Origin of the sequence: Mesorhizobium sp. ORS 3428, assembly GCF_001854785.1 — a bacterium.
In the GTDB taxonomy this organism is placed as follows: domain Bacteria; phylum Pseudomonadota; class Alphaproteobacteria; order Rhizobiales; family Rhizobiaceae; genus Mesorhizobium.
Window position 1 is genome coordinate 1 of record NZ_MDFL01000191.1, and the last position, 11,810, is coordinate 11,810.

The following is an 11,810-nucleotide window of genomic DNA, read 5'->3' on the forward strand; positions in this document are numbered from 1 at the left end:
GATCTCTATGACGCCGGCTGGGCGACCGACTTTGTCTTCACGATCCCGAGCGGCCTTGAAAGCGGCGTCTATGCCGCGCGGCTTGACGCTCAGGATGCAAGCCCAGCCTATGTGATCTTCTTCGTGCGGCCGCCGAAGGGCCAGGCCACTTCCGATGTCGTCTATCTGGCTTCGACGGCGACCTACATGGCTTATGCCAACCAGTCGCTCATCGCACGCGATCCGCTYGACGAGATGAGCATGGGTAGCCTTCTGATTTTCGGCGAAGATGACGTTTTCCTCGACGAGAACCCGGAATACGGAAAGTCGCTCTACGATCTTCACAACGACGGAAGCGGCGTCTGTTATTCCTCGCGTCTGCGACCGATCCTGAACATGTCCCCGAATGCAAAATACTGGTCGTTCGGCGACGGGTACCTGACGGGTTGGCTCGATGCGCTAGGCATCAAAGCAGATGTCATCACCGACGAAGACCTCCATAACGAAGGCGAGAGCATTCTCGCGCCCTATCGGGTCGTCTTGACCGGATGCCATCCCGAATACGTCTCTTTGGCGATGTGGGATGCGTTGAAGACCCATCTCGGCCGCGGCGGGCGTTTGATGTATCTCGGCGGCAACGGCTTCTATTGGAGAACCGCGTTTCATCCAACCCTGCCTGGATTGATCGAGGTTCGCCGCGCTGAGGACGGTTCCCGCGCATGGTCGGCCGAAGCGGGCGAATATTTCATGAGCACGACTGGCGAGTACGGCGGGATGTGGCGTCGCCAGGACCGAACCCCCAACCAACTGGTTGGAATTGGCTTTTGCGCTCAAGGTTTCATGACAGGTTCATATTACCAGTGGAGCCCAGCCAGCTCGGATCCACGTGTCGATTTTGTCTTCACGGGTGTCAACAAAGATTCCAAGTTCGGCGATTACGGCCTGTCTGGCAACGGCGCGGCTGGACAGGAACTGGACCGCTACGATCCAGCCCTTGGATCCCCGAGGCACGCTGTCGTTATAGCCACTTCGATCGGYCATACCGATAACATGGTTCTTGCCAAGGAAGAGTTCGGCGCCATGCATTGGATGATTGGCGGGACCGAGAACAAGAACGTTCGCTCGGACATAGTCTTTTTTGAAACCACAGGCGGCGGAGCGGTTTTCTCCGTTGGTTCAATTTCCTGGCCCATGAGCCTGCCCATCGACAACTACCAAAACGATGTGTCTCACGTCACGCTAAACGTGCTCGAGCGCTTCCGCGATCCCAAGCCGTTTTCGTTACCTCAGTAGTAGTCGGTGAGAGCAGCCTCGACCAATGCTCCCCTCACCTGAGTAGTACGCCTTCAAAGAGAAACTGCACAGTTGAGCGCGAGACCAACAGACAGAAATTCAGACGGTGGTTCTCTKAGGTGCGCCAACCCGTGATGCAGACGCAACCCTGTGCCGCGGCGACRCGCTGTGCCTTCAGCGTTCTCATGAACACGTCAGTCCGRYATATGAAACGGGCGCGGGTCGCGGAAGCGGCGTAGTACGTTGTCGGAAATGCTGGCGACGTTGTTGGCGTAGTGGGCGTGCGGCAGGCAGCTGCCCCACGCTATGGAGCCGACAGAAAAGACAGCGCCGCCCGCAGGCGTCTCGAAGAACGTCATATCAGCACGGATAGGCTCTCTGGGTGCATCGTTCCAGAGAGCTGTGAAAAACTCGCTTCCACTCATCCCCCGCATGTATGAGCTGCTATGGCCCTCTGAAGCGGCAACCACAAGGGCATGGCGCGGCGTGCCAAGTCCTTGCTCCGCAACGTCAAGCTCAAGACCCGCCGCTCCGCCCAATACACCAAACTCGCCGATGATGCTTTCGGTGATCCCTTCGAAAATGAAGCGCGCCCGCGGATTGTCACCTGCCGGCAGGCGACGATAGTAACTGGAGCGGTCAAAAGCCTCCGTTCGATATCCAACGCCAACCAGCGACTGCTCGGGTCTGCCCAAATCCTTCCATGCCCCGCAGAGCCGGCCTGTAAAGCTGCTATAAGCGTCGCCGGCGTCGACACGGCCCATCTTTGAAGTGCGGCGCCTGAGCTCGACCAAGCCGTGCTTTTGAGGATGGAAATCGATGGTGTGGTAAAACCCGTTGCCCCCGAGATACATGAGACGACCACCCCTGGCGAGAAAGCCATCGAGGGCCTGCAACATCGGTTGCGACCAATACTCTGGGTGGCTGCCCGTCACCAGAACGCGGCAACCCTCCAAGGCAGCCAGGCCCTCGCGATCGAGCTCCTCGTCCGTCAAGACGTTGTGATCGGGCGCTGCTTTGGCCAACCAGCCGAGGATGCATAGATCAATCTGGAAGTTCCAGAGCCAGCCTCCTGGCTGCCGGTTCAGCACCGGCCGGCGCAGCGATCCGATCCAGCGCCCGCTGCCATCTTCATGCGGATCGTAGAGTGACCTGCCGGGGCCTGGAAGACCAACAGCCAGAAGATCGAGCGGCGTGTAGGTGACGCCAAGGCAGCCGAGACCGTACTCTATTCGCTGCTGTTGGGACACCATGTTGACGTAGGCTGCATAGGTTGCCGTGGGCGCGAGGAAGGTTACATCGCTGGAAGCGTTTGCTGGCTGGCGAACGTAGAAGGGGACATAGAATTCGGCATCGTCGCCTTTCAGACGAGCCGCATAGCAACCGCTCGGCCACTCGTGCGGCAGTTTGAGCCGCAGGTTCTCTTGCCAGCCGGGACTCTCAATGTCGTCGTGGTGGAAGTAAATGGCAGCATATTGTTCAGGCGCGCTACGCCAATCCAAGGTCGAGCCATCCCAGTTCGAGCCCTGGACAGCACGGGCGGGCTGATTGTTGCACAGGCCGTCGTGACCGGAGCCGGAGAGATCCCGGACCACRTCTGAGGCAGGTTCGTTCGCCAGGTCCCAATCGGCCACGCAGGGCCAGCTGACCGGCTCGTTCGGCTTGCATGCAGCCAGATTCTTGATTTGGTCAAGAGACAGCGCGGCGGCCAAGATGCGCGGGCGTTCTATTTTGCCGTTGAAATGGTGGCAAGGAAAGCCGTCGCCGCCTCGCTCGGCTGCGATTAGAAGGTGGCCATCACCGCCTGCTGGCGGACTAACATCATCCACGGTGAGCCAACTCGCGCCGGCGTGGTCGTGCATTCCGGATGCGAGGCGATGCACCGCAAGGAGCAAACGACGGCGTTCGGGATCATAGCTTAGTACAACGAAGCTCCAGCGACGCAAAGACAAAGGCCGGTCAAGGCGATAGACCCGCGCTCCATTGGCGTCCGCAAGGATTGCGGTCAGGCAGCCCTCGGCATCGAGCCRCAGGGCCACTCCCCCGCGCCCGTCCGCGGTCAGCGTACTCAACAGACAACGCGATTGGCCGTTGACCAGGGTCGGGAAAATGGTGCCGCAAATCGTTATCGGGCCAAGATCCGTGAGACGCCGCGAGCCCTCGACCTCGATGTAGGAACCAGCCCGGATGGGTTGCTCGCGACCTGGATAACGCTTGCCCTCCGTCATTACGGACGRCTCAAAGGGYGGCATTTCCGGTCCRGCATCACAGCCAAGCAGGCGAACGAAATCGCACTCGAAGCTATCAAGTTTGATGCAACTCACGGCAAAGCCGATGCTTTCGCCCGGCTTCACGCTGTCGCGATCCGCATAGGCCAGAATCACTGGGCGATCAGGCTTCATCGTCACTTTCCTGCAATGGGAGTGCGCCGATCAGATGTCGCCAGCGCTGCTTGAAAACCCAGCGCTCAACGTCCTCGCGCGTTTGAAAACAGGCCGGCGCCATTTCGGCGATGTCCAAGCCGTCAGGCGACCAGCGCGCGGCGCGCCACTCGCTGTAGGGCTTGGWCATGATCGTGAACCACTTGCCGGCGGTCGGTTGGGAACGCATCACGTCCAGAACGAAGCGCAGATCGGCACTGTGGCGACCGAAGGGTGCGTCCAGGAACTCGCGCACCAAATCGAAGCGTTCAGCGAAAGCCGCTAAGGCGGCGCGGACTGCCGCCGTGCCCGCATCCTCAACGCTGCGTTCTACCCAAGATTTACTGAACTCAGCGCCCGGACCTTCGGTCATAGCTAGCCCTCAAAAACTTAGAATATTGATGCTTCTCCCCAAGGGCGCTCCCGCTGTCTGTTCGTGCTAGTTCCCTCCGGGCTAGCTGGAAACGCCCCGGCAACTAAGCCAGAGCCAGGCCGCGGGAGGCCTCGGCAGCCTTGCTAGCCCCACGAATGCCTTGAGCAGACGTGATGTCTTCACATCTGCTCAAGTCCGGCCGAGTCTCCGGTGGGTTGCGACCGATGTCGAAGACCTAGCCCATCAAAGCAGCGTCGAAAGGACMTTTCGTGAGATTTTCGARGCCGTTCTCGGTGACCAACACCTGCTCCTCCAATTTCACCCCTTCGCGCCCGCCGACAGCTCCAATGTAAGCTTCAACGCAAAGCGTCATGCCCGGCTCAAGGACGTAGTCAAACGCTCCCGGAATGAAATCCTCCGGATACATAATGGCAGGATATTCGTCGCATAGACCAATGCCATGCATCATGACACCGTAGCGCTGGTGGWCGAATTCCGCAGGCAGCTTATGGCCTCGTTCCGTAAGCTCTGTGAACGAGACGCCGGGCTTCAGCAGCGCCATGTTCGTTTGCACATGCTCATATGCAATGGCATGCAACCGACGCTGCTCGTCGGTGGGCTTTCCATCGCCGCAGTACCAGGTTCTCGAAAAATCGGCGCACATGCCGTAAGGACCCACCATATCCGTATCGAAGGCGACCAAGTCGCCCGGTTCGATCCGGCGCGGCCCTGCCTCTGCCAGCCACGGATTGGTGCGTGGCCCAGAAGTGAGGATACGCGTTTCGATCCACTCGCCGCCCCTAGCGATGTTTTCGGCATGAAGCACCGACCACAGTTCCGTTTCGRCTATACCCGGCTGCAAGCGCTCGCGCATCTTGGCGACGGCAATCTCGCAAGTCGCGATCGAGCAGCGCATGGCGTTGATCTCGTCGATCCCCTTGATGGCCCTCGCATGCTCCATGAGTTGCATGCCGTTGCAGACTTCGATGCCGATTTCATCCAGAGCGCGCAGGCCAGGAATCTCGATCTTGTCGACGGCCAAACGGCGGTTCTTRCCTCCGCTTCGGCGCAGAAGCTCGTCGACCTGCCCGGCAAACTTCTTGGCGATCACGTCTTCTGCGTCGCCAGCGGCGAAATAGAAGAAGGCGGCGCCCCCGTCCCTGACTTCATTAACGAGTGGAAGGTGAGCCGAAAGGTGCTCGCAATTGTGCAAATCCCAGATTACGACATACCCATCCGCAGATATGAACGCCRCCCGATTCGCGTTGTGCGTAATCCAGAGCTGCATATTCGATGAGTCGGTGGCGTATCTGATATTCAGCGGATCGAAGCACAGCACGCCCGCGTAGTCGCGCTGACGAAGCTGCTGGACGATGCGGGCGAGCCGCGTCTCACGCATTCTCACCAGGTTTGGCGGCGTCAGCCCCAGTGCCGACCATTCGGCAAAGGCGACATCGGTCGGCCCGATTTCCACGCGATCGTTGTCATCGATGCTCCCGTCGGGCTTCAGCGCTGTTGGACGCCGGCTGGGGTCAATTTTGTGCGTCGTAACCGAGAAAGATGACATGGATTAGCGTTCCCTAGGTTGGTTTTGGGCAATTAAGGCTGAGATTCGCAGACTTCGATACGCGGAAAAAATACCGCGTGTTATAGAATGGATTTACCCGCGCGATGTCCTCCAGCCTCTCAGCGCCAGAGGTTAAGCTCGATATGCATTTGGATTGGCGCCGAACGCGAGGCGGAAGCACTTGGAGAAATGCGAGGCCGATGCGAACCCACAGGCTACCGCGACCTCAACGATCGGCAAGTCCGTCTGTTCAACGAGACGCTTGGCACGGGAAAGTCTCACATGGAGGTAATAGCGCATCGGCGAGGTTGACAATGCGCGCGCAAAGAGCCTTTCGATCTGACGTTGCGAGCGACCAACGCACCTGGCAATGTCGCGCAGGGGTATAGGGTCCTCGACATGTTCTTCCATGATGCGGATTATTTCAGCGATCGGCTTGGAAATGCCGATTTCGTTAGGGCTGATGGGCGACTGTCTTTCCGAGGTGGAACGCCAATGCCCGGCCGTGGTGTGCCGACAGACGGCCAATGYCACCTCCTTGCCGAGGTGCTCGCTGATCAACTCCATCACCAGGTCGAACGACGCGAACTCACCTGCACATGTGACTAGCTGRCTATCCCGAACGAAGAGTCGGTCGGTAACTTGGGGCCGTCCGAATGTCTCGGCGAATGCGGCGCGCTTGTCCCAATGAATTGTGCAAGGGACCCCATCGAGCATTCCAATCTCGGCGAGCAGCCAYGTTGCTGTACCCAGAGCCGCTATGGGAACGCCGTGTCGTTTGTAAAGGCGAAGAAGATTTATAAGAGGAGCTGAAACCTGCTTTTCGACCATTTCGCCAGCCAAGACGACGACCATAGTTGGCCGATTTCCAGACTGCAGCATTTGGCTGGYGCATTTGAAGTCACCGTCCACCGACAGCCCAAAGCCGCTGGCGCATTTTACYGGCTGACCGTCTTTGCTCAGCAGGGACCATTCAAAAAACGGCCGTCCCAAGATCGAATTGGCAAGGCGAAGCGGGTCCACGAATGATGAAAGACTGAGCAGGGAGAATCCAGGAAGCGTCAAGATCATCAGACGGCACTGATCGGTTTGTGCATCCACCTGATTCTTTGCGGCGTCCCAAAGCACTGGGCCTGAACTGCCGGGCGGTGAAAATGGCGCGTTCATGGTGTCTAATCCGTCCAAAATATCGCGCCGGATTTAACTGCTGTCGGCGCGAGATCGAGCCCTCAGAGGTCAAGCGCGAACGTTGTGCTTGCGCTTCATGAAGTCCTTGGCGGTCTCGACAGCGACGGCCGCGTCACGGCAATAGGCGTCGGCGCCGACGGCCTTGCCGAACTCCTCGTTAAGCGGCGCGCCGCCGACCAGCACGACGTAATCGTCGCGGATGCCCTTTTCCTTCATCGTGTCGATGACGACCTTCATGTAAGGCATGGTGGTGGTGAGCAGTGCCGACATGCCGATGATGTCGGGCTGATGCTCCTCCAAGGCCGCCATGTATTTTTCGACCGGGTTGTTGATGCCAAGGTCGATGATCTCGAAGCCGGCGCCTTCCATCATCATGCCGACGAGGTTCTTGCCGATGTCGTGGATGTCGCCCTTGACGGTGCCGATCACCATCTTGCCCTGCTTGGGCGCGCCGGTGGCGGCGAGCAGCGGGCGCAGGATGGCCATGCCGGCCTTCATGGCGTTGGCCGACAGCAGCACTTCCGGCACGAATAGGATGCCGTCGCGGAAATCCTCGCCGACAATGCGCATGCCTTCGACAAGCGCCTCGGTCAGCACGRTGTARGGCTGCCAGCCGCGCTCGAGGAGAATATGCGTTCCCTGCTCGATCTCTTCCTTCAGCCCGTCGTAAAGGTCGTCATGCATCTGCTGCACGAGCTCCTCGTCGGAAAGCTCGGAAAGAATGATCTCTTCATCAGCCATGTTTTGTCTCAATTCTGATTTCAAGGAGGTCGGCACCCCATGCTCAATGGGGCGCCGACCCGGCTTCGGACGAAGCCTTGGGAGTTCTTTGGCCACGAGACCTTCAACAGAAGCATCTCGAAACCTGAATGAAGTGCGCACCTCTGCTGCGCTGTTTCCACGCAATTGACCGGCACGGGAGCCTAGGCAATGCTTGGCGAGATCTCCTCCTGGCGCTTGGCGACGAATGCATCGAGTTCTTCTCRCAGGGCCACATTTAGAGGCGGCTGCTCATAGCTGGCGATGATGTCCTTAGCCTTCTCGCGACAGCGCTGCGCCATATCTTTTGATCCCTTGACCTTCCACTGCTCGTAGCTGAGATAGTCGAGTATTTCGGGCGCGRTGAAAGCGTCCTTGAAGTGCTTGAGCGTGAAGGAATCCCCGAGATAATGCCCGCCGGGGCCGATCCGCCGGACCGCCTCGAGAGCGTCGTCGAAATTCTCGAAGGATATTCCTTTGGCATATTTCTCGATCAGCAAGTTCTGCTCTGCGTCTGCGACAAACTTTGCCATGCAGCATACTAGGCCGGCCTCATCCCAGCCGCCCGCGTGCATCATCAGGTTCGCRCAAGCACTGGCCCCTGACATGTATGCGACCGCCGACTCATACCCGGACTGAGCATCGAAGGTCTTRGCGGAGGACTGGGACGCCGTGGTTCGCCACGGAAYGCCATACCGCCTGGCCAATTGACCGATAACAGCGTTGAGCAAGGTAACCTCAGGCATCCCGGACATCGGCGCGCCGCTACGCATCGACACCGAGACCGAGTATTGGCCGTAGATCATTTTCGCGCCGGGTCTGACCAGCTGGGTATATGCCAGTGCTGCGAGCGCCTCTGCGTTCAACTGCGCGATGGTGGCCGGGATGTCCGCAGGAGTGTTAGCTGCTCCGAGAACAAACGGCGAGAGCAGGACGACCTGGTTCGCCTCGACAAAAGCTCGAAGGCCCTCGAGCATCGTTGCATCCCAGACCAAAGGCGAATTTCCCGATACATGCCCCATCATCACGGCGTTCTGGTCCATGAACTCTTTGCCGTGGACGATGCGCCCCATGGCAATAGAGTCCTCGGCTCGCTCCCTCCCGGTGGTAAGACCGAAGAAGGGCATGTTCGTTTCAACCAGGCTTGAATGGTTGATGTGCAAGTGGCGCCAAGGCACCGCGATGTCAGTCGGCTCGCAGGTGAAACCTCCAGCGATGTGGAAGCCCGGCAGCATCTGGGTGAGCCGGTTCATGTCGCGCAAATCCGCGATTGTCGAAGCACGCCGGACGCCCTGCAGGTCGCGAACATTTGGCGCGCCCTGCATGGCCCCGAATGTCATCGTGTCGAGCCCGATCTCGAAGCGTTGGGACGGATCGCGCGATGTCATCTCAAAGCTGGAAGGCGCCTTGGCCAGGAGGTCCATGACCATCTCGCCTTCGAGACGGACGCGATGCTCCTTCACATCAGCTCCAGCCTCCTTCCACTGCCTGATCGCCGTCTCATCCCTAAATTCAATGCCGATCTCACGCAGAATTGCTAGAGAAGCTTGATGGATGCGTTCTAACTGTTCCGGAGAGACGACCTCCACCGGTCGAATCCCGTACTTAATGGTAGAAACGCGCGGTCGTTTCTCGGCTTCCCTCGCTGCAACYACAGAAGATCTGCCTCCGCGGCGTCGGATTGTGGGAGTATCAGCGTCCATCATAGCCTCGTCTGCGGTTCCGGTAATCAGCGGTCCACGATATGAAATCGAAAAATGCCGCCCGAAAATGCGCGGCCTTGCTCACCATGACTTGATGGTAAGGACCAAGGCGCACCATGAGAATGCCTAAAAGTTTGAGGTGGCGCTAAACCCAGTTTATATCTAGCCAGCTCAGGCCAGCCGGGGCGGTGAGTGAGGAGCCTGGGCCGGCTCAGAAATCACAGGCGGAGCTCTTCGGACTGGGCGAGAAACCAGTCTACCAAGATCTTGCACCGCTTGTTCTTGCTGACGTCGTCGCTGGCCAGCAGGAAGAATGCTCGTTCGGTCTTGATCTCGGTTGGGAGCGGCCTCACCAGAAGACGGTTCTTGACGAGTTGCTGGGCCGTCAAGGACCAACCCAACGCTATTCCTTCGCCGGCCAGGGCCGCCTGAAGCGTCAGCTGGGAGTCGTTGAAGACGATGTTGGCCTGATCCCGCTCGCATCGCCACCGGCAAGCTCGACCCACTCGGACCAGTCCATGCGCTTGCGATAAGCATCCGATCAACTGATGGTGGACGAGATCGTCGACGGCCTGTGGAGCGGGATGCGACAGAAGATAGGCGGGTGAGCAGACGCGAAAGATGATCTCGTCACAGACGAACCAGCTATTGCCTCTGTCAAAGTCCCGAGGCCGCACCCAAACCGTGACGTCGACCTCGTGATCGGGATCAATGTCGCGATCGGTGGCGACGACCTTGATCCTGATGTCGGGATGTTCGGCCTGGAAGTCGTAGAGCTGAGGCGCCAGCCAATGTGCCGCCAGCGAGGTTGAGGCGGCAAAGGTGATGTATTGCGTTCCGCGCCCGGAGATCGCCTCAAGCCTTTGCTCCAGCCGGCGAAAACTCACGCGCACCTCGTCGTAGAGCTGCCTTCCTGCCTCCRTCAGCTGCACGCCGCGGTTGTCGCGCACGAACAGACCGGTCCCGCAATGCTTCTCGAACATCTTGATCGAGTGCGAGACACTCGGCTGCGTCACATTGAGCTCGCTTGCCGCCCTCTTGGAAGCTTAATGAACGCGCAGCTGCTTCGAAAACAAACAGCGAATGGGTGGACGGCATAAGATCGCGCAGCTTGGACATGAAGCAGGTCTATATCAAATGCGATCTTTTCCGTCTACGAGCCCTGTGACCGATGCTCTATCGAATTTTGCTCTAATACCCACCTTGAGCGAGCTTTCAGTGAATCCATTCAACACAGGTGCCCTTCAAAAGCGGATCGTGGTTGAGCCACCTCATCCCGAACCGACCATGTGCGGCTGGTACACCGCGTCCGGTCCGGAGCTGCCCCTGTTACCTCAAAAAGGCGACGTCAACTGCGAATGTCTGGTCATTGGCGGCGGCTGGATGGGATTGCACGCGGCCCGTCGATACGYCGAACTCAATCCGGATTCATCCGTCATCTTAGTGGACGCGGGYCGCATCGGAAACAATGCCTCGGGACGCTGCATGGGTTTTGTCATTGACCTGGCCCACAACCCGCGGAAACAGGATTTCGTGGAGGACATCAAAGGCAACAAAGAAGAGCTCTTCGTCAATCTAGACGGAATCTCCTTTATCCGGAGCGCAGTCGACGAACACGGCGTGGAATGCGACTGGGACCCGCAGGGGAAGTACCACAGCGCCGCGACCGCACATGGCGTCGAAGATCTCAGACGGTTCTCCAAGGCGTTGGACACGCTCGGGCAGAGATACAGCTGGGTTGAGACTGACGAAATTCGCGCTATTACCGGCAGCCAGCATTATCTCAAGGCCCTGCACCACCCGGGCACCATCCTCCTCCAGCCGGCGAAATATCTCAAGAACGCCACCACGAGGCTGCCGGCGAACGTCACCGTTCACGAGAACACCCCTGTGGTAGCGGTGCAATTCGGCCTCCCTGAGCATGTTTTCGAAACGCCCACCGGAACGATCAGGGCTTCAAAGGTCATCATCTGTGCATCGGGCTACCTTACCAAATTCGGCTTCTTCAAGAACCGGGCGATCCCACTTTACACGTTTGCGAGCATGACGAGGCAGCTCACTGAGAAGGAGCTTGCCCAGGTGGGCGCCAAGCCAGCTTACGGGCTCATTCCGGCCAACAGCTTCGGCACGACTGTCCGGAGAACGATGGACAACCGGCTGTTCCTTCGCAACGTCTATTCCTACGCCACGGACTTCAAGACAACGAAGCGCGATGTAGCAAGGGCCAAGGTGCAACAACAGATCGCCTTCGACCGACGTTGGCCAGGGCTTTCAGCGATCGGGTTCGAGGCCAGTTGGGGCGGTCTTCTTACACTTGCACAAAACGGCGGCATGGTCTTCGGCGAGTTGGGCCGCAATGTCTACGGCGCAGCGTTCTGCAACGGAACAGGTGTGGCGAGGGGAGCCGCCTTTGGAAAGGCCGTCGCCGAGCTGGCAACTGGACGATCGTCACCCGTCATCGATATCCTAAAAAAGCGGGCGAGCCCCAATAAGCCCTATCCCAAGGCTGTGACTGCAATGGGCGTGCG

The 11,810-nt window shown here is 58.8% G+C and carries 9 protein-coding genes and 1 pseudogene; 2 read left to right on the forward strand and 8 right to left on the reverse strand.

The window, feature by feature from the left end:
• Positions 1–1,272 (forward strand): N,N-dimethylformamidase beta subunit family domain-containing protein (locus ORS3428_RS33440; protein ID WP_338011971.1); only part of this gene is annotated, 1,272 nt, incomplete at its 5' end.
• A 194-nt stretch (positions 1,273–1,466) separates the two neighbouring features.
• Here ORS3428_RS33440 and ORS3428_RS30945 read toward each other — a convergent pair.
• The 8 genes and pseudogenes from ORS3428_RS30945 to ORS3428_RS34285 all read right to left on the reverse strand — a co-directional run.
• Positions 1,467–3,674, reverse strand: a complete 2,208-nt coding sequence (locus tag ORS3428_RS30945; protein WP_071102061.1) for a N,N-dimethylformamidase beta subunit family domain-containing protein — start codon at positions 3,672–3,674, stop codon at positions 1,467–1,469.
• On the reverse strand, positions 3,664–4,065 hold the full coding sequence (locus tag ORS3428_RS30950) for a hypothetical protein (protein ID WP_071102062.1): 402 nt from the start codon (positions 4,063–4,065) through the stop codon (positions 3,664–3,666). Before ORS3428_RS30950 ends, ORS3428_RS30945 begins: the two co-directional genes overlap by 11 nt.
• Positions 4,066–4,300: 235 nt before the next feature.
• Positions 4,301–5,632 (reverse strand): dimethylsulfonioproprionate lyase DddP, encoded by a 1,332-nt coding sequence (gene dddP, locus ORS3428_RS30955; protein WP_071102063.1) that lies wholly within the window; start codon positions 5,630–5,632, stop codon positions 4,301–4,303.
• A 132-nt stretch (positions 5,633–5,764) separates the two neighbouring features.
• Positions 5,765–6,799, reverse strand: a complete 1,035-nt coding sequence (locus ORS3428_RS30960; protein ID WP_083355376.1) for a GlxA family transcriptional regulator — start codon at positions 6,797–6,799, stop codon at positions 5,765–5,767.
• A 69-nt stretch (positions 6,800–6,868) separates the two neighbouring features.
• Entirely contained in the window at positions 6,869–7,561 is a 693-nt protein-coding gene (locus ORS3428_RS30965) for a corrinoid protein (RefSeq protein ID WP_071102064.1), read from the reverse strand.
• A 182-nt stretch (positions 7,562–7,743) separates the two neighbouring features.
• Positions 7,744–9,285 (reverse strand): trimethylamine methyltransferase family protein, encoded by a 1,542-nt coding sequence (locus ORS3428_RS30970; RefSeq protein WP_083355377.1) that lies wholly within the window; start codon positions 9,283–9,285, stop codon positions 7,744–7,746.
• Between the two features lie 215 nt (positions 9,286–9,500).
• The gene (locus ORS3428_RS30975) at positions 9,501–10,214 is read right to left on the reverse strand and encodes a LysR substrate-binding domain-containing protein (RefSeq protein WP_274534838.1); all 714 of its coding nucleotides are present in this window, start codon (positions 10,212–10,214) and stop codon (positions 9,501–9,503) included.
• Positions 10,203–10,307, reverse strand: a pseudogene (locus tag ORS3428_RS34285) (helix-turn-helix domain-containing protein); the annotation flags it as partial. The pseudogene ORS3428_RS34285 and the gene ORS3428_RS30975, both read right to left, overlap by 12 nt.
• A 178-nt stretch (positions 10,308–10,485) precedes the next feature.
• Between ORS3428_RS34285 and ORS3428_RS30980 the strand changes: the two are divergent.
• Positions 10,486–11,810 (forward strand): NAD(P)/FAD-dependent oxidoreductase (locus tag ORS3428_RS30980; RefSeq protein WP_244508164.1); only part of this gene is annotated, 1,325 nt, incomplete at its 3' end.